This is a genomic window from Halorientalis pallida, assembly GCF_004118325.1.
Lineage (GTDB): Archaea > Halobacteriota > Halobacteria > Halobacteriales > Haloarculaceae > Halorientalis > Halorientalis pallida.
On sequence record NZ_RDFA01000012.1, the window covers coordinates 1 to 25,833 of the forward strand.

At 66.4% G+C, this 25,833-nt stretch carries 30 protein-coding genes; 14 read left to right on the forward strand and 16 right to left on the reverse strand.

Translation table 11 applies throughout. The features are described 5' to 3' along the window. Positions 1-109: 109 nt before the first annotated feature. Positions 110-1,042 carry an ABC transporter ATP-binding protein gene (locus EAF64_RS20325; protein WP_129070809.1) on the reverse strand — a complete coding sequence of 311 codons (933 nt, stop codon included), beginning with the start codon at positions 1,040-1,042 and terminating at the stop codon, positions 110-112. Positions 1,043-1,320: 278 nt separating this feature from the next. On the opposite strand from EAF64_RS20325, the gene EAF64_RS20330 reads away from it, so the two are divergent. Continuing rightward, a complete protein-coding gene (locus EAF64_RS20330) occupies positions 1,321-3,048 on the forward strand; it encodes a sensor histidine kinase (RefSeq protein ID WP_129070810.1) in 1,728 nt (575 codons plus the stop codon). Here EAF64_RS20330 and EAF64_RS20335 read toward each other — a convergent pair. Further along, positions 3,041-5,809, reverse strand: coding sequence for a DNA-directed DNA polymerase (locus tag EAF64_RS20335; RefSeq protein ID WP_129070811.1), 2,769 nt, complete (start codon positions 5,807-5,809; stop codon positions 3,041-3,043). The genes EAF64_RS20330 and EAF64_RS20335 overlap by 8 nt on opposite strands. A 113-nt stretch (positions 5,810-5,922) precedes the next feature. Here EAF64_RS20335 and EAF64_RS20340 point away from each other — a divergent pair, with 113 nt between their 5' ends. Genes EAF64_RS20340 through EAF64_RS20350 form a run of 3 tightly spaced genes read left to right on the forward strand, consistent with a single transcriptional unit; the run spans position 5,923 to position 7,005 of the window. Next, positions 5,923-6,105 carry a DUF7331 family protein gene (locus EAF64_RS20340; protein WP_129070812.1) on the forward strand — a complete coding sequence of 61 codons (183 nt, stop codon included), beginning with the start codon at positions 5,923-5,925 and terminating at the stop codon, positions 6,103-6,105. A 47-nt stretch (positions 6,106-6,152) separates the two neighbouring features. Next, complete coding sequence (locus tag EAF64_RS21240; RefSeq protein WP_193767784.1) at positions 6,153-6,506, forward strand: DUF7322 domain-containing protein; 354 nt, start codon at positions 6,153-6,155, stop codon at positions 6,504-6,506. Between the two features lie 46 nt (positions 6,507-6,552). Beyond that, positions 6,553-7,005 (forward strand): DUF7346 family protein, encoded by a 453-nt coding sequence (locus EAF64_RS20350; RefSeq protein WP_129070813.1) that lies wholly within the window; start codon positions 6,553-6,555, stop codon positions 7,003-7,005. Here EAF64_RS20350 and rad50 read toward each other — a convergent pair. Genes rad50 through EAF64_RS20670 form a run of 3 tightly spaced genes read right to left on the reverse strand, consistent with a single transcriptional unit; the run spans position 7,002 to position 11,312 of the window. Further along, a complete protein-coding gene (gene rad50 / locus EAF64_RS20355; protein ID WP_129070814.1) occupies positions 7,002-9,692 on the reverse strand; it encodes a DNA double-strand break repair ATPase Rad50 in 2,691 nt (896 codons plus the stop codon). The genes EAF64_RS20350 and rad50 overlap by 4 nt on opposite strands. Next, positions 9,689-10,972: a DNA double-strand break repair protein Mre11 gene (gene mre11, locus EAF64_RS20360; RefSeq protein WP_129070815.1), complete on the reverse strand. Its 1,284-nt coding sequence runs from the start codon at positions 10,970-10,972 to the stop codon at positions 9,689-9,691. The genes rad50 and mre11 overlap by 4 nt, the downstream gene beginning before the upstream one ends. After that, positions 10,947-11,312, reverse strand: a complete 366-nt coding sequence (locus EAF64_RS20670) for a hypothetical protein (RefSeq protein ID WP_153188285.1) — start codon at positions 11,310-11,312, stop codon at positions 10,947-10,949. Before EAF64_RS20670 ends, mre11 begins: the two co-directional genes overlap by 26 nt. 248 nt (positions 11,313-11,560) lie before the next feature. Here EAF64_RS20670 and EAF64_RS20370 point away from each other — a divergent pair, with 248 nt between their 5' ends. Beyond that, positions 11,561-11,875 (forward strand): NAD(P)-binding protein, encoded by a 315-nt coding sequence (locus EAF64_RS20370; protein WP_129070817.1) that lies wholly within the window; start codon positions 11,561-11,563, stop codon positions 11,873-11,875. Then, positions 11,847-12,011 carry a hypothetical protein gene (locus EAF64_RS20375; RefSeq protein WP_129070818.1) on the forward strand — a complete coding sequence of 55 codons (165 nt, stop codon included), beginning with the start codon at positions 11,847-11,849 and terminating at the stop codon, positions 12,009-12,011. The genes EAF64_RS20370 and EAF64_RS20375 overlap by 29 nt, the downstream gene beginning before the upstream one ends. Before the next feature lie 65 nt (positions 12,012-12,076). Here EAF64_RS20375 and EAF64_RS20380 read toward each other — a convergent pair whose 3' ends face one another. Beyond that, complete coding sequence (locus EAF64_RS20380) at positions 12,077-12,349, reverse strand: MarR family transcriptional regulator (protein WP_129070819.1); 273 nt, start codon at positions 12,347-12,349, stop codon at positions 12,077-12,079. A 156-nt stretch (positions 12,350-12,505) separates the two neighbouring features. On the opposite strand from EAF64_RS20380, the gene pan1 reads away from it, so the two are divergent. Next, positions 12,506-13,720, forward strand: a complete 1,215-nt coding sequence (gene pan1 / locus EAF64_RS20385) for a proteasome-activating nucleotidase Pan1 (RefSeq protein WP_129070820.1) — start codon at positions 12,506-12,508, stop codon at positions 13,718-13,720. Between the two features lie 197 nt (positions 13,721-13,917). Here pan1 and EAF64_RS21245 read toward each other — a convergent pair whose 3' ends face one another. Both EAF64_RS21245 and EAF64_RS20390 read right to left on the reverse strand, forming a co-directional pair. Further along, positions 13,918-14,055, reverse strand: a complete 138-nt coding sequence (locus EAF64_RS21245) for a hypothetical protein (protein WP_193767785.1) — start codon at positions 14,053-14,055, stop codon at positions 13,918-13,920. Positions 14,056-14,099: 44 nt separating this feature from the next. Continuing rightward, positions 14,100-14,297 (reverse strand): DUF5800 family protein, encoded by a 198-nt coding sequence (locus EAF64_RS20390; protein ID WP_129070821.1) that lies wholly within the window; start codon positions 14,295-14,297, stop codon positions 14,100-14,102. A 148-nt stretch (positions 14,298-14,445) separates the two neighbouring features. On the opposite strand from EAF64_RS20390, the gene EAF64_RS20395 reads away from it, so the two are divergent. Together EAF64_RS20395 and EAF64_RS20400 are read left to right on the forward strand one after the other, a co-directional pair. Further along, a complete protein-coding gene (locus tag EAF64_RS20395; RefSeq protein ID WP_129070822.1) occupies positions 14,446-15,591 on the forward strand; it encodes a polymer-forming cytoskeletal protein in 1,146 nt (381 codons plus the stop codon). A 92-nt stretch (positions 15,592-15,683) separates the two neighbouring features. Next, positions 15,684-16,865: a redox-regulated ATPase YchF gene (locus EAF64_RS20400; RefSeq protein ID WP_129070823.1), complete on the forward strand. Its 1,182-nt coding sequence runs from the start codon at positions 15,684-15,686 to the stop codon at positions 16,863-16,865. Positions 16,866-16,868: 3 nt separating this feature from the next. Here the strand turns inward: EAF64_RS20400 and EAF64_RS20405 are convergent, their stop codons facing one another. From EAF64_RS20405 to EAF64_RS20430, 7 genes are all read right to left on the reverse strand, one after another. Continuing rightward, positions 16,869-17,249, reverse strand: a complete 381-nt coding sequence (locus EAF64_RS20405; RefSeq protein WP_129070824.1) for a lycopene cyclase domain-containing protein — start codon at positions 17,247-17,249, stop codon at positions 16,869-16,871. A 60-nt stretch (positions 17,250-17,309) separates the two neighbouring features. Further along, positions 17,310-17,696 carry a hypothetical protein gene (locus tag EAF64_RS20410; RefSeq protein ID WP_129070825.1) on the reverse strand — a complete coding sequence of 129 codons (387 nt, stop codon included), beginning with the start codon at positions 17,694-17,696 and terminating at the stop codon, positions 17,310-17,312. A gap of 167 nt (positions 17,697-17,863) precedes the next feature. Next, positions 17,864-18,718, reverse strand: coding sequence for a UbiA family prenyltransferase (locus EAF64_RS20415; RefSeq protein WP_129070826.1), 855 nt, complete (start codon positions 18,716-18,718; stop codon positions 17,864-17,866). Between the two features lie 69 nt (positions 18,719-18,787). Then, positions 18,788-19,906, reverse strand: coding sequence for a pyridoxal phosphate-dependent aminotransferase (locus EAF64_RS20420; RefSeq protein ID WP_129070827.1), 1,119 nt, complete (start codon positions 19,904-19,906; stop codon positions 18,788-18,790). Positions 19,907-19,947: 41 nt separating this feature from the next. Next, positions 19,948-21,120: a thiolase family protein gene (locus EAF64_RS20425; protein ID WP_227739073.1), complete on the reverse strand. Its 1,173-nt coding sequence runs from the start codon at positions 21,118-21,120 to the stop codon at positions 19,948-19,950. A gap of 45 nt (positions 21,121-21,165) precedes the next feature. Continuing rightward, positions 21,166-21,312, reverse strand: coding sequence for a hypothetical protein (locus EAF64_RS21250; protein WP_193767786.1), 147 nt, complete (start codon positions 21,310-21,312; stop codon positions 21,166-21,168). Between the two features lie 159 nt (positions 21,313-21,471). After that, a complete protein-coding gene (locus EAF64_RS20430) occupies positions 21,472-22,203 on the reverse strand; it encodes a proteasome assembly chaperone family protein (RefSeq protein ID WP_129070829.1) in 732 nt (243 codons plus the stop codon). A gap of 158 nt (positions 22,204-22,361) precedes the next feature. Here EAF64_RS20430 and EAF64_RS20435 point away from each other — a divergent pair, with 158 nt between their 5' ends. From EAF64_RS20435 to EAF64_RS20455, 5 genes are all read left to right on the forward strand, one after another. Beyond that, entirely contained in the window at positions 22,362-23,279 is a 918-nt protein-coding gene (locus EAF64_RS20435; protein WP_129070830.1) for an SDR family NAD(P)-dependent oxidoreductase, read from the forward strand. A gap of 42 nt (positions 23,280-23,321) precedes the next feature. Next, on the forward strand, positions 23,322-23,651 hold the full coding sequence (locus EAF64_RS20440) for a DUF6114 domain-containing protein (RefSeq protein ID WP_129070831.1): 330 nt from the start codon (positions 23,322-23,324) through the stop codon (positions 23,649-23,651). Between the two features lie 68 nt (positions 23,652-23,719). Beyond that, positions 23,720-24,004 carry a hypothetical protein gene (locus EAF64_RS20445; RefSeq protein WP_129070832.1) on the forward strand — a complete coding sequence of 95 codons (285 nt, stop codon included), beginning with the start codon at positions 23,720-23,722 and terminating at the stop codon, positions 24,002-24,004. A 177-nt stretch (positions 24,005-24,181) separates the two neighbouring features. Then, positions 24,182-25,087 carry an RsmB/NOP family class I SAM-dependent RNA methyltransferase gene (locus EAF64_RS20450; protein WP_129070833.1) on the forward strand — a complete coding sequence of 302 codons (906 nt, stop codon included), beginning with the start codon at positions 24,182-24,184 and terminating at the stop codon, positions 25,085-25,087. After that, positions 25,084-25,599 carry a DUF7122 family protein gene (locus tag EAF64_RS20455; protein WP_129070834.1) on the forward strand — a complete coding sequence of 172 codons (516 nt, stop codon included), beginning with the start codon at positions 25,084-25,086 and terminating at the stop codon, positions 25,597-25,599. Before EAF64_RS20450 ends, EAF64_RS20455 begins: the two co-directional genes overlap by 4 nt. Position 25,600: 1 nt before the next feature. Here the strand turns inward: EAF64_RS20455 and EAF64_RS20460 are convergent, their stop codons facing one another. Next, positions 25,601-25,795 (reverse strand): DUF7333 family protein, encoded by a 195-nt coding sequence (locus tag EAF64_RS20460; protein WP_129070841.1) that lies wholly within the window; start codon positions 25,793-25,795, stop codon positions 25,601-25,603. Positions 25,796-25,833 lie beyond the last annotated feature (38 nt).

A 25,833-nucleotide genomic window follows, 5' to 3' on the forward strand; every position in this document is an offset into this window, starting at 1 on the left:
ACTCGAATCGGGCTTCCGTGTCGGTCTCCTTGAGGTGGTCTTGATCTGAACTCATTGTTGATGTTGGTTTATTTCTCTAGCTATATTAGCCTGTGCTAGCCCTGGACGGTTACGCGGTCTCGAAGAACTCCTCGCGCACCCAGTCGTACCCCTTGTCCTCGAGTTCCTCGGCGAGCGAGGCGTCGCCGGACTTGGCGATCTGCCCGTCGAGCATCACGTGGACGTGATCGGGTTCGACGTAGTCGAGGATGCGCTGGTAGTGGGTGATCTGCAGGATGCCTGCACCCTGTTCGTCCCGCAGGGCGTTGATGCCGTTCGAGACGTCCTGCAGGCGGTCGATGTCCAGCCCGGAGTCGATCTCGTCCAGCACGGCGATCGAGGGCTCCAGGATCGCGGCCTGAAGCACCTCGTTCTGTTTTTTTTCCCCGCCGGAGAAGCCGGCGTTGAGGTAGCGCTGGGCGAAACTCTCGTCCATGTCCAGTTGCTCCATCTTCTCCTGGAGGATCTCCTGGAACTCCGCGACGCCGATGTCGCCCTCTTCGGGATCGCCCTCCATCGGGGACGTGTCGTAGCCCGCCGCGTCCTCGTTGGTGTCGTCGGCGTCGGCTTCGTCGGCTTCCTCGTCGTCTTCGAACAGTTCTTCGCGCTCTTCGAGTTTGGCGTTCAGGGCCGTCCGCAGGAAGTTGACCATCGTGACGCCCTCGATCTCCGCGGGGTACTGGAAGCCCAGGAAGATACCGAGCGCCGCGCGCTCGTTGGGCTCCAGGTCCAGAAGATTCCACGTGCGGAGATCCTCGGTGATCTCCTCGTCGAGGTCGTCGAACTCGTCGTCCTCGATGTGCAACAGAATCTCGCCGTCGGTCACTTCGTACGCCGGGTGGCCGGCGATGATCTTGGCGGTCGTCGACTTCCCGCTCCCGTTGGGACCCATCAGCGCGTGGATCTCGCCGGATTCGACTTCGAGATCGACCCCGCGCAGGATCTGCTCGCCGCCCTCCTCGGCAACTTCAGCGTGTAGGTTGGATATTTCGAGTGTTGCCATTGTTTAGGGACACCTAAGTCGTTACAAACTCTGTGCGAGACGTTCATAATGCTTTCGCATTCACCCAGTTAGGATTTCGTCAAGGGAAAATTTGATTTCGTATTCTGGAAAGCGGACGGCCCCAGCTGGGACGTCGGCGGCCGCTCGCCGGGGCGTGGTAGTGGCCTGACGTGCGGGTGACGGCGACCACCGTGCCGACGGCCGCGGCCTGTTTTCACCGGCGGTCACGTGAAATGTCCACAACATTCATGACCCGTAGTTGAATAGTTCTGCTGGGAATGTTGCAGTTCAGCTGGCTCCTGTTGGTCCTCGTCTTCCCGCTTCTCGTCGCCGTTCCGACGATTCTGGTGATCGTCCGGAACTTCGAGAACCCCCGGCTGTCGCCGATCCCGCCGCTCGTGTTGATCGTCGCGGTGTCGCTGTGGTGTCTCGCCGACGCGGCGCGACTCGCGGTCACCGGCCTCGACGCGAAACTCGCCCTGTACCCCGGGTACTATCTCATGGGGACCGTCGTCGTGGTCTCGCTGTTCGTCTTCGCCGCCGACTACACGGAGCGAAGCGCCTGGCTCCGCCCCAGCCAGCTCGGGCTCGTCACGGCTCCGCTGTTGGTCTCGACCGGCCTCGAAGTCGCCAACTTTCGCTCGTGGACGATTCAGTCGGCGACGACCGTCACCCGCAACGGCGTGGTCGTCGCCGACGTGACCTGGGGCCCCATGTTCTACCTCCATCACGGTCTCGCCTACTGTTTCGTCGCCGGTGCCGCGTTCATGTTCCTCACTTACGAGACGACCAACCGACACTACCGGGGACAGGTGTGGTCCATCGTCGGCGCGCTCACCATCCCGTGGCTGCTCAACGTGGCCTACCTCACCGGTCTGACCGCGTTCAACTACACGAGTATCGGCTTCGCTGCCGCCCTCCCCGTCGGCGTCTTGATGATCTTTCGCTACCGGATCCTCCGTCTCATCCCGGTCGCCCGGTCCTCGGTCGTCGAGGAGATGGACACCGGCTACCTCGTGTTGGACCGCGGGGACGTCGTCGTCGACGTCAACGATCGCGCCGCGGAGTTGCTCGGCATCGACCCCGAACGACTCCTGGGCTACGACCGTGGCGTCCTCGAATCGACCTTCCCGGAGGTCGCCGCTGCCTTCGAGGGCGACAGCGGGTTCGACACCATCAGCCGGCAGGAAGACGGCGAGGAGCGATACTACAACGTCGAAACGTCGGCGCTGGGACACGGCGACGACGGGACGGCACCGGACACCGGGTCGGTCGTCCTCTTCCAGGACGTGACCGCACAGATCGAGGCCCAGCGACAGCTCCGCGATCAGAAAGAGCGGCTCGAGGAACAGAACGAACGGCTCGAGGAGTTCGCCAGCATCCTCTCACACGACCTCCGCAACCCCCTCTCGGTCGCGGACGGCCGGCTCGAACTCGCCCGTGACGAGCACGATAGCGTCCACATGGAGAAGATCGCCGAGGCCCACGAGCGGATGGACGATCTCATCTCGGACGCACTGGCGCTGGCCCGGCAGGGTCAGACCGTCCTGAGCCGCGAGCCAGTGTCGCTCGACCGGGTCTGTCGGTCCGCCTGGGAGAACGTCGACACGCGGTCGGCGACCGTCGAGATCGGGACGGACCGAACCGTCTCGGCCGACGACTCACAGCTCACCCAGCTGTTCGAGAACCTCTTTCGCAACGCGGTCGAACACGGCGGCCCGGGTGTGACGGTCACCGTCGGCGAGTTCGACGAGGGCTTCTTCGTCGCCGACGACGGCCCCGGCATCCCCGAAGCCAAACGCGACGCAGTCTTCGAGAAGGGGTTCACGACCAGCGAGTCCGGGACGGGGTTCGGACTCAACATCGTCCGGACCATCGCCGACGCCCACGGCTGGGAGACGACGGTCACCGAGGCTGAAACCGAAGGTGCGCGGTTCGAGTTCACCGGCGTCGCCGACGCCGCCGACACCGGGGTCGAGGTCGATTCGGTCGCCGACGCTACATGAAGTTCCCGAGGCCGGTCTGTTCCTGCCCGCTTTTGACCTCGTCCCAGGAGATATCGAGCGCCTCCAGAATCCGCTCGATCGGCCCTTTGAGCGTCTTGTCGAGCATCTTCTCCCAGTCGACCTCGAACTCCTCGGGGACCTGATCCTCGTACTCGAAACAGATCACGTCCGGATCGCGCCGGAACTCGCCGTACAGCGGATCCGTCGAGGGGTCCAGTCCGTGTTCGGCCTCGACCTTGTCCCAGAAGTCCGAGTGAACCCTGTCGAGGTAGAGCCGTTTCGGTTTCGACCCCGAGGAGAAGTTCGTCCCCAGCAGGAGGTTCGCGTACTTCGCCCCACGGACCTGGGCCGTGTCCGTGTCGTAGTTGTCCAGTTTCTTCCCGATGCCGCCGGGGATAGCGATGTCGTCTAAACTGGCCTCCTCGTTCTCGAACTCCTGGATGACCTCGTGGACGTAGTCTTTGATGTCCTCCACGTCGGCCCCTTTGACGATGCGGTCGATCACGTCCTTCTGGACCTCCTTGGTGATCGGCGCGATGTCGCTGCGCTGGTACTCGAAGCCCGTGATGTCGATGTCGTCGACGTCTTTGCCCTCCTTCCAGACGATGTGGCCGGCGTAGCGTTTCTTCTTGCCCGCCTGGAAAAAGCGGCGGTAGAGCTTCTCGAATTCGATCTGGAAGCGATGTTCCTCGCCGGCGTCGAGGTCGACGTGCAGTTCGTCTTCGGCGAACTCGTCGTAGGCGTCGTTGATCTGTTCTTCCAGTTCGAAGGACTGCTCGATGGCTTCCTCTCTGGAGACGTCGCCACCGAGTTCGATCATCACGCTGTCGGTGTCACCGTAGACGACTTCCTTGTCCATTCGGCCCGCCACCTCGTCGGTGTAGTCGATCACGTCTCGCCCGGTCGCGGTGACCGCAGCGCCCATCTCCTTGTCGTACAGGCGGAACCGGTCCCATCCCAGAACGCCGTAGAGGCTGTTCATGATCACCTTCACGGCGGCCTGCTGCCGGTCGAACTGTTCGTACTCGCTGGAGTCGGGGTCGTGGTCGTTCCGCAGTGATTTCTTCTCCTCGCGCTCGGTCAGCAGTTCGTCGACCATCTCCCGGATGACGCCGTCGGGTTCCTTCCGGAAGTGCTGGCCGTTCGGGGCCCGGAAGGTGTCACCGTCGTAGGCATCGGGGTCGACCTTGGTCTCGGGGCTTGCGTTGATCGTGACCATGCACATCGGGTAGAGGCTCTTCAGGTCCAGCACCGTCACCATCTCCCGGACGCCGGTGATGGGGTCGAACACCGCACCGCCCTCGTAGTCCTCGGCGTCGTGTTGGCCCTTCGAGGGGAGCGCGAAGTTGCCGTGGAGTTTGTGGAGGACGTACATGTCGACGGCGTCGCCCGGCGTGGTGGCGTCTTCGAGCTTGCAGCCGACGAAGGAGGCGACCTCCTGCCAGAAGGGGATGATCTCCTGTTGCTCGTTCAGCTCCACGCAGAGTTCCACGTCCCGGAGGTTGTACTCCAGCAGGCGCTCGGGGTCGTCCTCCCAGAGGTCGCCGATGTCGCCGGGGTAGCGCTCCTTGCCGACGCCCAGTTCCTGCTCGCCGACGGCATCGAGCCGGTAGGAGTCGAGTTCGGTGAACTTCGTGCGCTGGTAGGCATAGAGCAGGTCGAAGACGACCCGGCCTTTGATGCTGGGGCCCTGCCAGTTGTTGCGCCAGACCTCGTTCACGCGGGAGAGGCGTTCGATCGAGAGGTCGTAGTCGTGGTGTGGACCCTGGAGTTCTTCGAGACGATCGAGGAAGTACGGTGCGTCGAAATCGTCGAAATTCCACCCGCTCAAAAGATCCGGATCCGTTTTTTCGACGTAGGAAATAAAAGATTCCAGCATCGCCTCCTCGTCCTCGAAGACGCGCACGTCGGCGTCGAAGTCGTCCTCGATGGGGTCGTAGGCGGCCAGGGCCTCGGGCGGGTCGATGCCCTCGTCGGCGTCGAACAGCCAGGTGATGTACTCGTCGTCGTAGGAGTCGTGGGAGGTGAGACAGACGATGGTCTCTTCGCCGTCCTCGGGAAATCCCTGTCGGTCGTCGACCTCGATGTCGAAGGTGTTGACGCGGGGCTCGGCGCTGGCGTCGACGGCTTCGATCTCCTCGTGTGGCACCCGGATCGGTTCGTCCTCGGCCTCGCGGCGGACGGGCACCCGTACGCCGCTGGTGATGTCCTTGTCGATGAGCAGGCGGTTGGGAAAGAGGATGTCCGCCTCGTAGTGGTCGTACTCGTCGCGCATCTGCCCCACGTCGCGGGGCGTCTGACCGAAGATCTTCGTCAGGCGCTCGCCGCGGATGGATTCGTAGGGCTCGCCGTCCTCGTCTTCTTCTTCCCAGCCAGTGATGCGGTCACGCTGGCGGTCCGCGTCGGTGAGCGAGTCGGTCGGCGCGTAGAAGTAGGGTCTGAACTCGTAGACCTCGACGTGGACCAGTTCCTCGGCCTCGGGCGTGCGGCCGAACAGGTGGACCACGGGGAACTCGTCGTCGCCCCGGCCCTCGACGGTGTAGTCGATCTGTGTCACCGCGAAGGTCACGTACTCGTCGGCGTCGGGATAGCGGATGTCGTCGAGATCGACGATCTCGAAGGCGTCGCCGCCGTTGCCCGCGACGGCCGCCGCCTCGGCGGCCGCGTCGCGCTCGTCGCCGCCGCCCGCGTCCGCATCGCTCCCCGTCCCGTCCTCGAACGCCGAGAGACCTGTCTGTGTTCCGTCCCCGGTCTCGTCCATACTGTCCACCCGTTCGTGACCCCCGATTAAAATCCCGACGGTCCCCGCGTTTCGAAGCGGGACTGGAACACAAGGTATATGCCATGACACGTCATACCACAGGCTGAAGCGACATGACGGACCGCGCAAACGGAAGTCGGTCGGAGTTGGACAGTGCCGAAACGGGACCGGACGGCCCCGAAGTCGAGACAATCGAGGCCTACGAGACCGACGACGGTGTCGTCCTCTACGACGCCCAGAACCCGCTCGCGTGGGTCCAGTCGAGTACGGCGACGACGCTCGAGGACGCAGTGTAAGTCAGTCACGGAACCCTTTTCTCGGCGGCTATCCGACGGATGGAGTAGTGAGCGAGGACGAGGAGCGCTGGCCGGCTGAACCCGACGACCCGGGGAGTCCCGGGAACCTCGAGCCCGATCCGGAGTCGGATCTGTCTCCCGAGGCGCCGACGGTCGACATCCCCGAACCGCCAGACCCGTCCGAGAACGACGCGCCCGAGGGATTGGTCCGGTCGTTCTGGAAACTCGTCGCCATCTTCAACGTCGCGCTGTTCGCGCTCGCGCTGGGCCCGATGCTCGTCGTCTTCCGCGGCGACGTCGTCGACGGCGGGGCCGTATTCTTTCTCGGCGTCGCCTTCTTTTTCTACGGCTACGTCCGTTACCAGCGTGCCCGGGCGACGTTCGGCGGCGACGACGACTGAACTGGGTCCAGAACGGTTACCAGTCTCCGAGTACTACCGTCGGCCGATGCGAACCGTCCGCGACGGCTCCGGCACGCGGCTGTTGCTGGTCAAACAGTCCGGCGATTCGAGTCGCGTCCGCGACCCCGAGACCGGCGAGGAGCGGTACGTCCCCAACGACGAACTGGAGTTCGTCGACGAGTCACCCTTGGAGACCGCCGCCCGCACCGTTCCGGCCGCGACGCGGACGATCCTGACCGCCGTCCGCGACGACCGGGCGCTGGGGCTGCTCTTCGAACTCGACCGGCGGGGCGCGGTCGCCGTCCGCGACCTCATGGCCGGCTACGACCTCTGTGAGAGCGACCTCCACGGCCTGCTCGGGGAGTTCCGCGCCGCCGGCCTGGTCGCCGAGGCGAGCGTCGGCGGCGAGCGTGGCTACGAACTCACCGACACGGCGAGCGCGGGACTGGCCCATCTCGGGGACAGAGCAACCGAGGCCGGGGACGGAGACGAAGATTAGTCCGTCGCGGCGTCGGCGACGGCCTCCCGCGTCGCCTCGTCGGGGTCTTTCCGCGCCACAGTCGACCGGTTCGTCGTGGCGTCTTTCGACACCATCACCAGGTCGTCGGCCGCCCCGAACAGTTCCTCGTCGTGGCTGACGACGAGAATCTGCTCGACACCGAGGTCGTGCATGTGTCTGATGAGATCGACGAGTCGCGAGACGTGACCCGAGTCGAGGAACACCGTAGGTTCGTCCAGGATCAGGGGCGGCATCGGGGCCGCACCCTCGATCCCCTCGGCCAGCAGCTGGTAGATGGCACACCGGAGACTGAGGTTGAACAGCGCCCGCTCCCCGCCCGAGAGCTGTTCGGGGTCGAGGGGCTGACCGTCCTTCTGATAGACGGTGAGCTCGTACTCGCCGTCGAGTTCGATCCGGGAGTACGAGTCGTTGCCGTAGATCAGATCGAACGTCTCGTTGAGCATCCGTTCGAGGCTCTCGACGTTGCGCTGGCGCAACTCGGCGCGTAACTGGCCGTACATCTCCTGCAGTTGCTCGGTCTCGCTGTACAGCGATTCCAGCCGCTCGACCGTTTCCTCGAGGTCCTCGTGCCGTTCCCGGAGCTCCTCCAGTTCCTCGATCTCCTGTTTGACGCCGCCGATCTCGTCGAGCAGGTCGTCACGCTCCGCGCGGAGTTCTTCGAGTTTCGGCTCGACCTTCTCGATGTACTCGACGGCCCGCTTTTTCTCTTCGCGGGCCTGTTCGACCGCCGACTCGTCGAATTCGGCGTCGAGTTCGTCGCGCTGGTCGCGCTTGTCCGACAGCCGGTCGCGGCGCTCGTCGTTCAATTCGGTTTTGGTGGTCCGTTGCTCGCGCAGGCGTTCGATCTCGTCTTCGCGGTCGGCCGCCCGCTCGAAGGTCTCCTCGATGGCTTCCAACCGGTCGAGACGCTCGCCGATCTCGGCGCGTTCCTCGTTGCACTCGGCGACGGCCTCGCGTCGCTCCGCTGCCGCCGACTCGGCCTCCTCGGCAGCCTCGCGTTTCGCCTCTGCCTCGGCGTCCAGTTCCTCGGCCTCTTCGCGGAGCCGGTCGATCTTCTCGACGGTGTCGTCGAGCCCGTCTTCCTTTTCCTGGACCAGCTGTTCGACGTTCTCCAGATCGTTCCGGAGCGTCCGGAGTTCGTTCTCGCGGTCGACTAGGTCGCTCGCGTCCTCGACGTCGTCTTCGAGCCGTTCGCGACGCTGCCGGACCGAGACGAGTTCGTCCTGCAGATCGTCGATCCGCTCGCGGTGCTCGTCGATCGACTCGACGTGCGGGGAGTCCTCGACAGGTTGGCCACACTCTGGACACTTCCCCGCGTCGAGCAGTTGCTCGGCCTCGTCGAGACTCCGCTGTTCGGCTTCGAGTCGCGTCTCCAGTTCCTTCTGTCGCTCGCGAGCCTCGTTCAACTCGTCGGCGAGTTCGTCCCAGTGGTCGCTGGCCTCGCCGACCACGACCGGGGCGTCCTCGAAGACCTCGCGTTTGGCCTCGATGTCGGCCTCAAGTCGCTCGATCTGCTCGCGCCGCTGGGCGAGTTTCTCCCGCGTCGCCGCGAGTTCGCTCGCCAGTTCCTCGGCCTCTTGGCGCTTCTCCTTCGCGCGCGTCTCCAGGTCCGCAGCGCTCTCTCCGAGTGACTCGGCCTCGCTCGTGTGCTCGCTGGCCGCGACGCGGTGGTCCTCGATGTCGTCGCGCAACTGCTCGTCCCGAGTTTCGAGGTCCGCGATGGTGTCGCTGACCGTCGCTTCGTCGGGCTCGTCGAGTTCCGACTCGGCGAGCAGATCGTCGCGTTCGGCCTCGATCTCCTCGATCTCCGCCTTCAGCTCGCCGATCCGGTCCCCGAGGCGCTCGCGTTCGCGCTCGGTCTCCTCGATAGTCCCGGTCAGCTCCTCGATCTCGGTTTCGAGGGACTGGAGGCGCTCGCGTTTCTCCTCGTGTTCCTCGAGGACCGCCGCGGCCTCGTCCCGAGTTTTGACGGCCTCCTGACGGTTCTCGTCGAAGCGCTCGATCTCGGCTTCCAGGTCCTTGCGCTCGGTCTGGAGCGCGTTGAGCCGGTCGTGGAGGCCCTGTGCTGCTTTCCGTTCGATCTGTGCCGCGAGGTCGTCGAGCAGTTCCCGCTTGCCGTCCCGGACGTGTTTCACGCCGAGCCGGGCCTTGCTGGCCCGCTCACGATACTCCTCCAGTTTGCCCAGCTGGAGCAGGTCGTCGATCATGTCCTGTCGGTCCGCGGGGGAGGCGTTGATGAGCTTGTTCACCTCGCCCTGACGGACGTACGCGCAGTTGACGAACGCCTCGTGGTCCATCCGGAGCAGTTCCCCGACGTGCCCCCGAACGTCACGAGCACCCTCGTACGTCGCCTCGGGCGTCTCCAGCACGCACTTGGCCGTCGTCGCGCGGTCGTCGGTCACGCGCACCCGCCGCTCGACGTGGTAGGACCCACCGCCGTGGGAGAACCACAACTCGACCGTGGCGTCCTCGGCCCCGATGGTCACGACTTCGTCCAACGTCTCGTCCAGGGCACGAGCCCCGTACAGCGCGAAGAAGCAGGCCTCCAGCAACGACGACTTCCCGCTCCCGTTCAGCCCGTGGATGACCGTCACTCCGCTGTCGAGGGTCAGGTCCGCGTCCCCGTAGCACTTGAAATTCTCCAGCCTGACGCGCTCGAATCTCATTCGAAATCACCCAGCGAGGGCTGGTCGTTCCCCCCGGCATCGGGGTCGGCGTCGGCGTTCGTCGACTTCCCCCCCGTGTCGCCGCCGTCCGTCTTCGTCGGTTCTTCGGCCTGGACGGGTTCGGCGGCGTCGTCGGCGGCCGAGTCGCCGTCCGTGGCCTCTGGTTCGGCGGACTGGAAGGCGGTGTCGTCGCCCTCGTCGAGGATGTCTCGGACGCGTCGTTCCACTTCGTCGGTCACGTTCGAGTCGGCCGTCTTGCTCGCCCGGACGGTCTCGTCGATGTCGCGGGCCGCCCGGCTGAGCCCCATCTCGCGGATGCGCTCGGCGACGGCGTCGTCGGGGTCCGCGAAGTTCACGTCGATCTCGCCGCTGTCGGTGACCTCTCGGTGGTCGGTGACGCGAGCGACCAGCGCACCTTCCTCGTCGGCGTACTCCTCGATGCTGGCCGGCGCGACCGGGTCGCCCTCACCCCCGACGTGGACGACGACGACCGCGTCTTCGAGGTCGTGCTGGCCGACGCGTTCTCGCACGCGCTCGATGCCCTCGGACTCACCGAGTTCGACCTCGACGAAGACGAACTCGCGGGTCGGGAGCCCGCGCCGCCTGATCGACACCTGGTCGGCGAACTCGACGATATTGTACCCCCGATCCTCGCGCTCGTCGGCACTCGCCCGTTCGGTCGACCCGCAGTAGGTGACCCAGGTGTCTTCGAGCTCTGTCTTCTGGGGTTTGTGGTTGTCCCCGAGCAGGACGGCGTCGAAGTCGACACTGGCTTCGTCGAGGAGGTGCTCGGTGTCCCAGTCGGCGTAGTCGAAGGGCTCGAAGAGACCGTGGGCCACGAGGGCGCTGTGGGCGGCGTCGTGTGGTTCGAAGTCGTAGTCCAGGTCCTCGCGCTGAGACCGCGGGACGAAGTCGAGGCCGTAGAAGGCAGTGTCACCGACGGTCACGGGGTCGTCGCTCAGTCGGGTCGCCAGTCCGAGCGACTCGAACAGATCGAGCCACTGGGCGTCGCGTTTGGTCTCGTGGTTGCCGACGATGGCGAGGAAGGGCACGTCGGCGGCCGCCAGGTCCCGCAGAACGGAGAGTGTCCCCAGGATATCGGGCAGGTCCGGCCGGCGATCGTGAAAGAGGTCGCCGGCGTGGACGAGGGCGTCCACGTCGTCCTCGACAGCGTCCTCGGCGACCCGTCGGAAGGCGTCGAGAAAGTCCTCGCGGCGCTCGGGCCGGTGGTACTGCCGGTACCCGAGGTGAGTATCACCCGTATGTATCACCCGTGTCATTTCCATCCCCTTGGGCACCACCCCCTAAAGTGGTTCCGCGACCGGAGTGAAACTGGTCCGACCGAACCGCCCGCCGGAAGTCGGTCAGGGCGTCGCGAGCGCGCCGCCCACGACGGGCGGCCGCGTGGTCGCCCGCCTCGTCTGCCGCTCCGATGGCCGTCTCGAGGCGGTCGAGCCCGTCTGCATCCAGGAACTCGACGGCGGCCGCGACGGACTCGACGGCGTCGTCGGCGGCCCTGACGACGGTGCGGTAGTCCTCTCCAGTCAGGAGGAGCGAGTCGCGTGCCGGTCGACGAGCGAGACGTGACAGGGCCTGTTTGACCGTGGCAGTATCGGGCACGGTCGCTGGTGGTCGGGTCTCCGTACTTGAACGTTCGGCCCAGGACACGTGGACAGCGCGTGAGGCGACGGGCCGCCGCGGATACGTACTCCGACCGCTTCGTTTTAGTGTATCTTTCTTGGGATGAATTTAAACGTAGAGTTATCAAACAGGGGAGCTATCACGCAGGAGGATCGGGGTGTTCCACGGACTCTCGGCATCGGTACAGTGAGACGAGCCGTTCCGGAACTCGCGCCGGAGGCGTCCCGATGAGGAGCCGGGACGGTCGCCGACAGCGGTGGGTGGGCTCGATGATGGACGAGCTCAGCCGACGAACGCTACTGAGGGGGAGTGCCCCCACTGGAGCGGTGGCGGGTAACCCCGACCTGCTCGAGGCCTTCGGTTCCACGCCCGGTCGAACCTCGGAGACGACAGCCGTCGTCGTCGGCTCCGGGGTCGGCGGGTCGGTCGCGACCCTGCGACTGGCCGAGGCAGGGGTCGAGACGAAACTGGTCGAGCGCGGTCGGCACCTGGCACCCGCTGGGCGGTGCCGCGATGGGCACGGCCTGCAGTTTCGCCGGTGAAGTGTACGGTACACTGGACCTGTTCGTGGTGGACGGCGCCTTGCTCCCCGGCTCGTCGGGCCTGTCCAATCCCGCCCTGACCATCGGCGCGAACGCGGAACGGGTCATGGACCAGGTGGTGCCACGGCTGGGCTAACCGGGTCGCGAGCGACTGGCTCCCGTCGACTGCGAGAAACACGGTCGCGGTTTCCCGCCGCTCGCTCACTTGGACTCGTCGATGCTGAGGGTGTAGATGCGCTTGCGCGCGTCGGAGAAGGAGAACCGCGACTCGACGACGCCGACCTCTTCGAGTCGGTTCAGTCCGTAGCGGACGGTCCGGGGCGGCAGCAACGTCTCTTCGGCCAGTTGACTCTGGGTCAACGTGTCGTTGTACTCCAGGGTCTTCGCGACCAGCTTCGCACTGGGCGGGAGTTCCCGCACCGCGTCCCAGCCTCCTGCGTCGGCGTCCGTTCCGGCGGACTCTGAGGCACTCATGTAACCCGTCAGTTTCACATACAGGCTAATAATATTTCCTGTTCTGATTTATTCTCTCCAGTAATCGGCCGAAACCGGAATCGCGGGGCTTCGGGCTTGCTTCGGTGCTTGTGTCTACCCGAAGTCTCTTATTACTACATCCCCTATCCGTTGTCAATGACTGACACCGTGGACGACGTCGAGTTGCCGTACGACGAGGACGCTTCTCAGCAGGAGAAGATCAACGCCCTCCAAGAACGGCTCGAAGTCCTCGAGTCCCAGAACGAGGAGATGCGGGACAAGTTGCTGGACGCCAACGCGGAGAACAACAAGTACCAGCAGAAACTCGAACGCCTCACCCACGAGAACAAGAAGCTCAAGCAGTCCCCGCTGTTCGTCGCGACGGTGCAGGAACTCACCGACGAAGGCGTCATCATCAAACAGCACGGCAACAACCAGGAGGCCCTGACGGAGGTCACCGACGAGATGCGCGAAGACCTCGAACCCGACAGCCGGGTCGCCGTCAACAACTCCCTCTCCATCGTCAAGTCCCTCGACGACGAGACGGACGTCCGCGCCCGTGTCATGCAGGTCGACCAGAGCCCCGACGTGACCTACCAGGACATCGGCGGCATCGAAGAGCAGATGGAGGAGGTCCGCGAAACCGTCGAGATGCCCCTGAAGAACCCCGAGATGTTCGAGGACGTGGGCATCGACCCGCCGAGCGGCGTCCTGCTCCACGGCCCGCCGGGCACGGGGAAGACGATGCTCGCCAAGGCCGTCGCCAACCAGACCGACGCCACCTTCATCAAGATGGCCGGCTCCGAACTCGTCCACAAGTTCATCGGCGAAGGGGCCAAACTCGTCCGCGACCTGTTCGATCTCGCCCGTCAGGAAGAGCCCGCCGTCGTCTTCATCGACGAGATCGACGCCATCGCGGCCAAGCGGACCGAGTCCAAGACCTCCGGCGACGCCGAGGTCCAGCGGACGATGATGCAACTGCTCTCGGAGATGGACGGCTTCGAGGATAGGGGCGAAATCCGCATCATCGCCGCTACCAACCGCTTCGACATGCTCGACCGCGCCATCCTCCGGCCCGGTCGTTTCGACCGCCTCATCGAAGTGCCAAAACCCAACGCCGAGGGCCGCGAGCAGATCTTCCAGATCCACACCCGAGACATGAACGTCTCCGATGACGTGGACTGGGCGGCCCTCGCCGAGATGGCCAGCGAGGCCTCCGGGGCCGACGTGAAAGCGATCTGTACCGAGGCCGGGATGTTCGCCATCCGCGACGACCGGACGGAGGTCCGCATGGAGGACTTCGAGGAAGCCTGGGAGAAGATCCAGAAAGAGGCCGACGAGGACGAAGACGTCTCGAAGACGTTCGCCTAACGGCGGATCAGCGTCCACGGCGTTACTTTTCAGCGATTGTCGTCGGATTCGGATCCGTTTCTGCGTACGGAGTCACCGGACGCACGTGAAGGCGCATGCCGCCCGGTAGTTGCGTCGAACCGGAGGTTACGCGACTGGGCGTGTATCACGGGAATCCAGCGGACGCCGGCGCGAAGAGACGAACCGCCCCGAGGCCGCTACAGCACCGAGAAGATGAGGAACGGCACCACGAACAGCAGTACGAACATCGCCACGAGGATGATCGCGTAGCCAGCGATCGTCCCACCGATAGTGAACCACGACGGATGCTTGAACTTCTCGACGAGGTCGGTCATGGTCGAACCATTCGGGGCGTGGAATTTAGTTGTACCGACTCGATTCAGGACAGAATTTCGGCGATCCGTCGCGGCTCGCCCGACAGCGCCGGGTCCTCGGCGACGATCTTCAGGACCTCGTGGTCGGTCACGTCGGGATAGGACTTGCCGATGGCGTCCTCGATGAGGGACTTCTCCAGGCGGAATTCGGTGCCCTGGTACACCACGTCGACACCCTGTTCGTCGAAGGAAAGCGCCGTCATGCCGCAGCGCTACGCCGCCGTCGGTAAAAAACTGCGCGGTGTCACGGCCGGGTGATCTTGCCTCCCGATCCGGGGACCCGGCCCCGGCGTCAGACGTTCGTCAGACGTGGCCCCCGAGTTTAATATCGGTCCCGACAGTTGTGCGGGTGTGCCGCTGCGCTCGGATCTCCTGGACGAACTGCAGATCCCGGACGGGACCACCGTCGAGGAACACGACCTCGTCACCGACGGGGACGTGATCGTCGGCGGGCAGAGTACCGTCGAGTTCGGCGTCCGCGGACACAACGTCATCGCGGGCGAGCGCGTCCGCTTCGGCGGCGACATCGAGGCCAAAGGCGACTGTCGGCTCGACATGTGGAGCGACGTGGAAGGCAACGTCCTCGTCGGCGAGAACGCGTACATCGGCGAGCGCGTCCACGTCGGCGGTCAGTTGATGGTCTCGGGCGACCTCGACATCGGCGACGAGGTCGACATCGAGGACGGCTTCGAGGCCAACGGCTGGATCGTCATCCGCAACCCGATGCCGACCATCGTCTTCCTTTTCGTGTACCTCTCGCATCTCCTCCGGATCGGCGAGGAGGAGGCCGCCGACGAGGTCGTCTCCGAAGTGCTGAGCGACGACGGGGCCGAGAGTGACCCGGTCCTGATTCCCCGGAACGGGAGCGTCAGCGACGACGCCTGGCGCGTCTCGACGCCGGCCACCGTCGGCGACGACTGCCGACTGCACGGCAACATCCGCGCCGAGCGGCTGGCCGTCGGCGAGGACACCGTCGTCTTCGGGAGTCTCCGCGCCAAGTCCGACGTACACGTCGGCGAGGGCACGGAGATCAAAGGCGACGTGACGACCCGGGACGGCACCGTCAGCGTCGCCCCGGGCGTCACCGTCTGGGGCGACATCTCCGCGACCGACGTACAACTGCACGAGGACGCGACCGTCGAGGGATCCATCCGTGCGCGCGGTGAGATGACCATGTTGCAGTCGGACTCCGGAACTGGAGCGCCGGAGGCCGACGAATCGGCGGCCGACGAGGCGGCCGAGGAATCAGAAACAGCCACCGAGGCCGACGACGCCGAGGAAGCGGGCGGTTCGGACGAGGATTCGGCCGACGAGGCCGACGACTCGACCGAAGACACTGAGCGTGTGACTGTGCCCGTGGAGGACGACGACGCGGATGCAGAGCGTGTGACTGCCGCGGACTCGGAGGGCGAGCGTGTGACTGCGCCCGAGGACGAAGCCGTCGACACCGACGACGACTACCGCGAGAACGGTCACGAGGCCGGTCTCGCGGAGTAAGTCGACCCTTTCTGTCAGCGGCGAGTACCCGACTGCGAGCAGCTACCGCAAGAACCGAAAGCCCCTTCCACGCATCCCGGGTAGCTGGGGGCATGCTATCGGTCGCACTCGCCGGCAAGCCAAACGCCGGCAAGTCGACGTTCTACAAGGCCGCCACCATGGCCGACGTCGACGTGGGCAACTACCCGTTCACCACCATCGACGCCAACCGCGGCGTCAGCTACGTCCGGACGGAGTGCCCCTGCCTCGAACGCGAGGAGCGCTGTGGCGACGAACACTGCCGGGGCGGCAAACGCTACGTCCCCGTCGAACTGCTCGACGTGGCCGGCCTCGTGCCCGGTGCCCACGAAGGCAGAGGGCTCGGCAACCAGTTCCTCGACGAACTCTCGAACGCCGACGCCATCCTGAACGTCGTGGACGCCTCCGGCGGGACCAACGAGGAGGGTGAACCCGTCGAGGTGGGCGAGCACGACCCCGTCGAGGACGTGGACTTCGTCGAGGCGGAGATGGACCTCTGGTTGGCGAGCATCGTCGACCGCAACTGGGAGTCCGTCGAGCGCCAGTCGCGCTCGCCCGATTTCGACATCGACGAGGCGCTGGCAGAGATGCTCACCGGCGTGGGCGCGACGGAACTCGACGTGGCCCGCACCCTCCGGGAACTCGACTATCCCGAGGACCCGATCCAGTGGACCGACGAGCACCGCGAGGCGCTGGCGAGCGAGATTCGCCAGCGGACCAAACCCATCGTCGTCGTCGCGAACAAGGCCGACATCGCGCCCGAGAGCAACGTCGAACGCCTCCGGGAAGCCGCCGAGTTCGTCGTGCCCGCGACCGCCGACGGTGAACTGGCGCTTCGCAACGGGGCCGAGGCAGGCATCGTCGACTACGACCCCGGCGACCCGGACTTCGAGATCGTCGGGGACGTGAGCGACCAGCAGGCCCAGGGGCTGGAGCGCATCCGTGAGGTCATGCAGGAGTGGGGCGGCACGGGCGTCCAGCAATCGCTGAACACTGCAGTGTACGACCTGCTCGACCACCTGACGGCGTACCCGGTCCAGAACGAGAGCAAGTGGACCGACGCGAAAGGGAACGTGTTGCCCGACGCCCACCTGCTCCCGCGAGGCTCGACACCGACGGATCTGTCCTACGCCGTCCACTCCGACATCGGGGACGGGTACCTCCACGCGGTCGATGCCAAGGACGGTCGCAAGATCGGCGACGACCACGAACTCGAGGAGGGCGACGTGGTCAAGATCGTCAGTACGGCGAACTGACGGTCAGTCGTCGGCGTCGCTCGCCGATGACGGAGTCCCGTTATCGGCAAGGATCTTCTCGATGGATTCGTGGACACCGACGACGAACGACGGGACGAGTAGCATGAACAGGTGTTCTTCGATCGGGACGTCGAACACCTCGATCCCCGTCCGGAGTGGAATCTCGAAGACGCCCACTGCCAGCGTGTACCGGTCCCAGAGGTAGGCGGGCAGGTAGACGACGGCGACGACGCGACCGGCGGCGCGGAAGGCGTTCGCGTACCGGAGGAGCATCACGGCGACGGCACCCCAGAGGAGTTCGGTCACGAGGTACGTGTACGGACCGAGGCGACCGATGTCGGGGAGCGACCGGCCCGACGCGTCGTCGGTAGTGGCTGGTGGCATACGAACGTATGCGGTCGACAGCCGGATCAATCCGACGCCGGGTCTCGGGGCCCCGACCCGTCAGGCTTCGACGAAGGAGACTTTCCCGGCGGCGAGTTGCTCCCGGGAGGAGAGCGTGTCCAGCACACGCTGGAGGTATTCGCTGTGCCCGCTGTCGCCGAGGATACAGGCGCGCGCCCAGTCGGCCTCGATGCAGTACGAGGCCGTCGGAACTGGCGCGTCGCCCTCGTAGATGTGGACCGTCAGCTCCGGCCGGCCCGCCCCGTCGCGGACGGCCAGGAGGAACGCGGACGCGACCGCCGCGACCTGCTCCGTGACGGCATCGCGGTCGTCAGTGGACGGCACGCGGTAGCCCAACGACATCGCGTCGTCGGTGACGACCAGCGATTCGAGTTCCGCTTCGGTAACCTCGAGCGATTTGTTGACGGCGGTCTGGAACGTCGACATGTGACGGTATCCCTTGCCGTAGACGAACGGGCCTGCACCGGTGTAGGTGTCGCCGGCTATGCCCCGGCATTTATAACAGATTTGATTATTTCTGATGCACCGCTTCGCAACAAATCCCGGCGTGCGAGCCCCGTCGCTGCGGATTCTGCCGGCGAGTCGGAAGGAGGTCACGCGGCCCACGGGCGAAACCAGGTCGCGGCGATCAGGACAGCCAGGAACAGATAGGACCCCCGGATCAACAGCATCGTGGCGAGCCTGTCGTCGGCCCGTCTGGCGGTGAGCGCGACCACGCCGAACACGGCCGGCGCGGCGGCGGCGGTCGGCGGGAAGACCCCGGCCGTGGCGAACGCGACGACGGCGATCAGTCCGACCGTCATCAGCCCGAAGGCGGCCCGGCGGGCGCGTTCGCGGCCCAGGACGACTGCGACCGTTCGCTTCCCGATGGATCGGTCGTACGCGAGGTCCTGCGCGTCGTCGATCACCTTGATGCCCGAGAGGACGACGAGGAAGGTTCCCGCGAACGCGACCGCGACCGGGGCGAGCGTGCCCGCCTGGACGTAGTACCCGCCCAGCAACGCGAGCGCGATGCCGAACGGATAGCCTGCGGTCGCGGTCACGGGATCGGTGTCCAGCTGGGGCGCGTGGAAGTAGCCAATGGCCCACCCGGGCGCGGTCACCAGTGCGGCCGCAAGATCGACGAGGAGCGCGATCCCAGCGACACAGACGGCGAAGACGACGGTCGACCCTGCCAGCGCGAGGCGACACCCCGTGGCCGTGAGCGGGTGGTCGTCGTCTTCCCCACGGACGAAGAAATCCACGTAGCCATCCTTGACGTGGGCCGTGTAGACGCCGGCGAAGACGGCAGTGGCGTGGAGACCCGCGAGCGGGAGCGACTCGACGCCCGTGAGAAGGGCACCGAACAGCGACGAGGCCAGCGGCGGCAGCATAAACACCGGGTGGATCTGCGACGCGAACGCACCGAGGGCGGCGGCGAAACCGCTGCCGTGGCGAGCCAGTGCCATGGCTGTTGCATCGGTCTCGGCCCGGATAAAACGTGTTCGCGGACGGGTGACAGGGACGCGCTGGCCGCCTCAGACCGCCTGTGCGGCCTCGTCCATGATCTCCAGAGCCTCTTTCAGCGTCTCCACGTCGACAGCGTAGGAGATGCGCGCGTAGCCTGCACCGTGGTCGCCGAACGCGTCGCCGGGGACGACCACGACGCCGCGGTCGATCACTTCGTCGACGAACCCCTCGGGCACTCTGGGCATCGCGTAGAATGCACCCTCGGGCGTCGGACAGTCGAGGCCGATGTCGGCCAGCCCATCAAGCAGCACGTCCCGGCGCTCCTCGAAGGCCGCGACCATCTCCTCGACGGGCTCCTGAGGCCCCGACAGGGCAGCCTCGGCGGCATGTTGGGACGCGGCGGTCGCGCAGGCCTGCCCGTACTGGTGGGCCCGAAGCATCCGCTCGATCCGGCGCTCGCTGGACGTGATCCAGCCCAGTCGCCAGCCCGTCATCGAGTAGGTCTTCGAACACGCACCGACGACGGCGACGTTGTCCGTCTCGGCGAATTCGAGGGGTGAACGGTGTTCGCCGTCGAAGACGATGTGTTCGTACACCTCGTCGGAGAGACAGAGCACGTCGTGTTCGTCGGCGATGCGGGCGAACTCCCGCACGTCCTCGGGCGACTGGACCGCACCCGTCGGGTTCGCGGGGGAGTTCACGACGAACACCGCCGTGTCGTCGGTGATCGCCTCCTCGACGGTCGCCGGGTCCATCGTCAGATCGTCGCGCAGGGGGACGGGCCTCGGGTCGCCGCCCGCGATGTGGGTCAGCGCCTCGTAGGAGACGAACCCGGGGTCGGGGTAGATCACTTCGTCGCCGGGGTCGACGTGGGCCTCCAGCGCGATGTGGAGGGCTTCGCTCCCGCCTGCGGTGGCGATCACGTGTTCCGGGTCGACGTGGAGGTCGTAGTCGCGGTCGTACTTCGCCGAGATGGCGTCTCTGAGCGCCCGGGTCCCCTTGTTGGAGGTGTAGGCGTCGGCCTCGCCGGCTTCGATGGCGTCGACGGCGGCCTCGCGGACGTGGTCGGGCGTGGGGAAATCCGGCTGGCCCAGCCCGAGGTTGATCGCGTCCTCGCCGGCGGCCTCGAACACCTCGCGGATGCCCGAGATCGACACCTGCTCGATCCGGTGGGAAAACTCCGTCATACCCTACTCCCGGGGGCCGATCCCGATAATCCCCCGGGTTTTCACCGTTCCAGCAGCGCCACGATCGCCCCGCCACCGCCGACGGACATCCCGACGACGCCGTAGGTCGCGTCCTCGCGTTCCATCGCGTACAGCAGTGCAGTGACGAGCATCCCACCGCTGGCCCCGATGGGGTGCCCGAACGCGACCGCGCCCCCGTCGGGGTTGAGCCGTTCCTCGGGCACGTCGAGCGCGTCCCGTACGTACACCGTCTGGGCGGCGAAGGCCTCGTTGATCTCGAAGTGGTCCACGTCGTCGACCCCGAGGTCGTTCGCGTCCAGCAGTGCCCGGAGCGCGTCCGCGACCACTTCGTTGAACCGGGCGGGTTCGCGGTAGACGACGGCGTAGTCGACCAGTTCCGCCATGACACCGAACCCGTGTTCGTGGGCAGCCTCGGCGGTCGTCACGAGGGCACACCCCGCGCCGTCGGCCAGCTTCGAGGCGTTCGCGGGCGTGATCGTGCCGTCTCGACGAAACGCCGGCTGCAGGTCGGCCAACGACTCCGCCGTCGAGTCCGGCCGTGGCCCCTCGTCGCGCTCGACCAGCCCCCCGGACGTCGTGACCGGCACCGTCTCCGCGTCGAAAGCCCCAGCTTCGATCCGTTCGGCGGCCCGTCGGTGGCTCCGGAGGGCGTACTCGTCCTGTTGCTCGCGACCGATCCCCTCCCGCTCGGCCATCCGTTCGGTCAGCTCACCCATGTGTGCATCCTCGGTCACGTCCCACAGCCCGTCGCAGATCATCGCGTCGACGAGGTCGCCGTTCCCGTGGCGACGCCCCGCCCGGTAGTCGGGCACCAGGTGGGGCGCGTTCGACATGGACTCCATCCCACCGGCGATTGCGAAGTCGATCCGACCGGCGTCGATCCGGTCGGCGGCGAGCGTGATCGCCCGGAGCCCCGACCCGGAGGCCTCGTTCACCGTCGTGGCGGGCGTCGACGTCGGCAGGTCGGACTCGACGACGGCCTGGCGTGCGGGAACCTGGCCGACGCCGGCCTGGATGGCGTTGCCGAGGCAGACCCAGTCCGGAAGCGAGGGGTCGATCCCGGTGTGATCGAGCAGGCCGTCGATCGCGGTGCGTCCCAGCCCGGTCGCCTCGACCGGCGCGAGCGAGCCCAGCAGCTCACCGTGGGGCGTGCGTGCGGCGTCGACGAGGACGACGTCGTCGGAGTCAGTCACGCCCGTCGGTACGACCGGGGCGGGCATGTCAGTAGTTCCCGGTCGCTACTCGTTGGTTGCGTCCTCCAGGTCCTCGACGTGGCCGCGCAGGCGCTCCAGCGCCACGTCCGGATTCATGTACCCCTGGTCGTACTCCTCGTAGACAGTCCCGGCTTCGTCGAGGAACGTCTCGACGGCGTCGGTATCGGTCATACCAGCCCGTGCGTACGGCGAGCGGGTGAAGGTTGCGGACGGACCGCGAGGCACGGCACCCGCTCGCGAACGGCGTGAGCCGGCGGTCGCCGACGAACGTTCTTGGCGTCGTCCTTTGCCGCGAGGCGCTCGGCGAGCGCAGAGGGTGCAAGGAAGGTGCTACTGGAAGCCGATGGGCTGGGCCTGGGAACTCTCGTCGCCGGCCTGGCCCATCTGCTGGGCGAGTTGCTGGCGGGCCTGTGCGATCTCTTCGGCCTGGTCGACCAGCTTCTGGGTGTCGACGTCGATCCCCGCGACGGGCGCGATAGCGTCGACCAGGAGCGTCCGGGCGGCCTCGGGATCGGGGAACTGGGCGTTGGACTCGACGACGAACCCGAGCCCGTCGACGTCGTCCTGCTCGGCCCGCGAGAGCAGGTTACCGGTGGGGCCGCTGATGAGCCCGCTCTGTGGCGGGGCGGGGATGTCGTACTCCTCTAGCAGGTCGCCGGCCTCACCGGTTGCGATCCCGTGGAGGTTCGGCGGGCCGTCCTTCTCGGCGGGGAGACCGCTAAGATACAGCGGCAGGGCGTCCTGTTCGTCGATCCAGCCCGAGAGACAGGCCGCGAACTCAGTGGCCTCGCTGGGGGAGACGGGCACGTCGCTCTGGAGGGCGAGCAGGTCCCGCTCGTGATCCGCGTAGATCCGGACCGGTGGTTCGACGGTGGGGTCGCCCTCGTGGTAGACGGCCACGTCGGGCAGCCCCTCACACCGACAGGAGGCGTAGTAACTCATGTCGAACGTATCGACGAGGTGGTCGGTCGCGATCTTGCCGACGAGGCCGACGCCTGGCAACCCCTCGATCAGCACGGGGGACTCCAGCGGACGGTCGTCGTGGACTTCGACGTGTGCCATAGCGACCCATCGACCGGGAGCGAATAAAAGCCCGTGGGCCGTCGCCGTGTGGCGGTCGGGGCCGGACCGCCGGCCGACGACCGCAGACCCCCGGGGACGAGTTCTATCCACGGACAATTCCGCGAATATTATGTGCGTTTGTGTGGTAGTGTTGGACGATGATACTCGGGGAGCGGGATCCAGAAGTGAAAGCTGGGGTACAGGACGTGGACATGTCCGGGCAGACGGTGCTGGTGACCGGGTCGACGAACGGGCTCGGTCGGCAGGCCGCCATGGCGATGGGACGACTCGGCGCCGACGTGATCGTCCACGGACGCGACCGGGCGGCCGGCGAGAGCGCCGTGCAGGAGTTGGCGGGGGTCGGCTCGGACGCTCAGTTCGTCTCCGCCGACTACACCGACGTCGACACCGTGGGGGAGATGGCCGCGGAAGTCGAGTCGTCGGTCGACGAACTCGACGTGCTCTGTAACAACGCCGGGGGGCTGTTCGAGGACGGCGAGACCACCGAACTCGGCGTGGACCGGAACTTCCACATCAACCACCTCTCGCCGTTCCTGCTCACGACGGAGTTGCTCGACACGCTCGCGCCCGACGCTCGCGTCGTCACGACGGCCTCGATCGGCCACCGCGTCTCCTCGCTGAACCTCGACGCCCTGATCGAGCCGAGTCCGTTCTCGGAGTGGGCGGGCTACTGCCGGTCGAAACTCGCGAACATCCACTTCGCGAACGAACTCGCCCGGCGACTGGACAACGCCGGCAGCGACGTGACGTCGAACTCGTTCCACCCCGGCATCATCCCGGGCAGCGAGTTCTCGCGTGCGCTCCCGGGCCCTGTCCAGCAGGTCACCGACCTGCTCGACGACGTGCCGCTGACCGACTCACCCGAGGACGGGGCGGCGACCATGACCTACCTCGCCGCGTCCGAGGAGGTCGCGGGGGACACCGGGACGTACTACGCGCGCTGTCGCAAGCGGCGGCCAGCGCCCGACGCCCGCGACGAGACCGCTCAGCGCGACCTCTGGAAGCGCAGCGCCGACCTGCTGGGCATCGAGGAACCGCTCGCCGAGTACGCCTGACTGCGGGCCTAGGGTTTTCCGTGCGAACGTGGACCTACCGGTATGAGTTCGAGCCGTGGCCCCATCGCCGGCCCGTTCGTGGTCGTCCTCGCCGGGGTCGTCGTGGCCGCCGTGCCCGTCCTGTTCGGGGACGTCCTCGCCGTCTTCGGCGCCGACAGCGCCCCGTCGGTCGGCCTCGGGATCGGCGGCGCGCTCGTTCTCGTCGGCGTCGCCGCCCACCTCCAGCCCTCGTTCACGACCGAACTCGGTGCCGTCGCCATCGTCCTCTCGCTGCTGTCGGTGTTCGGCGCGCTCGGCGGCTTCCTCGTGGGCCTCCTGCTCGGCGTCGTCGGCGGGAGCCTCTGTGTGGCCTGGAAACCGTCGGCCGGATGAGCGTCCGGGCCAGCGAGAGGACCCCGGGCCGCGAGAGGGTTTTGTGTCTCGGACTCGTCGCGTCCCCTATGGGTTCGATCACCCTCTTCACCACGTCGGAGTACGAACCGCAGGCGTTCGACGCCGTCCTGTTCCGGGAGCGACTGGTCGTCTGCGTGCACGCTGACGAGGAGTCGGTTCGATTGGTGCCACTCGACAAGGTCAACCACGTCGACGGCGACGCCGCGGACGTCCTCGTCGAGACCGAGATTCCCGAATCGTTCTACGGCGGGGCCGAGTACGGCCTGGCCGACGTCGGACAGTTCCCCGACCTGCAGGCCCACCTCGAAGACATCCAGAGCGAAGCGTACTGACCCCGCCGACCGAGTGGTCCCCGGCTCGCGGGTCGCTGGCTCTCACGGGCGTGGCCCGTTCGAGTCGCGGTCGACCACCGCGCACTCCCCGCTCGCTCGTTCGGAGACTCTCCCGCCGGTCGAGTCTCCCGAGCCGGATGACCGACGTTTTTACCGACGGGAGCGAACGGGCGGGCAATGGAGGTACTGGACCGCTACGAACCGCTGATCGACGACTTCGAGGCGTTCCGCGAGGCCTGCGAGCGCCCACTGCCGTCGGTGGTTCGGGTCAACACGATCAAGACCGACCCCGAGACCGCACGGGGAGCCCTCGAAGCCGAGGGGATCGAGGTCGACCCCTGTGCGTGGCACGCCGGCCTGTTCAGGCTGGACACCCAACCCGGGGCCAACTGGCCGTACTACCACGGCTGGCTCCACGGCCAGGAGGAGGTCTCGGCCGTCCCGGCGACCGTCCTCGACCCCGACCCGGGTGACCGGGTGTGGGACGCCTGTGCCGCCCCGGGGAGCAAGACTACCCAGCTCTCGGCGCTGATGGACGACCGCGGCCTGCTGGTCGCGACCGACAACAACCTCGGCCGCATCTCCGCACTGCGGAGCAACGCCGAACGGCTGGGCGTCACGAACGTCGCGATCACCCGCGAGGACGCGCGCAACCACTCCCTGAAACCCTGGGAGTCGAAACCCTACGACGCCGCGCTGGTCGACGTGCCCTGTTCCTGTGAGGGCACAATCCGGAAGAACCCCGACACGCTCGAGGAGTGGTCGCTCGAACACGTCGAAGGCATCGCCGGCTCACAGAAGGGCATCCTCCGACGCGCGGTCCAGACGGTCCGGGAGGGCGGGCACGTCGTCTACTCGACCTGCACGTTCGCACCCGAGGAGAACGAGGCCGTCCTCGACCACGTGCTGGCCGAGGAACCCTGCCGGCTGGTCGCGTTCGATCTCCCCCTCGACCACGCGCCCGGCGTGACCGAGTTCGAGGACCGGACCTTCGACGAGTCGGTCCGGAAGGCCAAACGCATCTACCCACACCACAACGACACGGGCGGCTTCTTCTGTGCGAAACTGGAGGTGACGGGATGACGGACACCGAGAGCGAGCACGACGGCCAGGAGTTCGTCCGCCTCCCGACCGGTCCCGACGGCCGGATCCACGAGGACCAGCCCACCCGCGCGGAAGTTCTCGACTGGTGGAGCGAGCGGTTCGGAATCGGCCGGGACTTCCTGGAGGAGTTCAGCTACTGGGAGAAAGGTCGCGGGAAGGTCTGGGCGTTCCACGCCGACACCGACTCGCCAGTCCGGGTCGAGGGACTGGGTATGAGCGTCCTGCGGACCCGGGGCGACCACTGGAAACCGACGACGAACGCGGTCCAGCGGTTCGGTACCCGAGCGGAGAAGAACGTGATCCACCTCACCCGCGAGCAGGCCGCGGCGTTCGTCGCCGGCCACGATCAGGAGATTCCGTGGGACGGCGACTGGGGCTACCTGATCGCCACCCACGACATCGCCGGGGAGACCGAACCACTCGGCGTCGGCCTCTACCTGCACGGGGAACTGCGCTCGCAGATTCCGAAAGGGCGGCGTCGGGACCTCTAGATCAGCGCGTCGCGCGGTACTCGCCGTGTTTGACGCCCAGGAACAGACAGATACCGCCGAACACGAGCGTCGACGGCAGGACCATCATCATGATCGTGGTCGTCGCCATCGGGATCGGCGCGGCGATCAGGCCACCGATACCGACGGCGATCAACACGGCGAACAGTGCCACCGTCTTCGTCAGGTCGAACTCCATATCTGACCCGTAGGAAGCGACGAAAATCAGGATTGTGT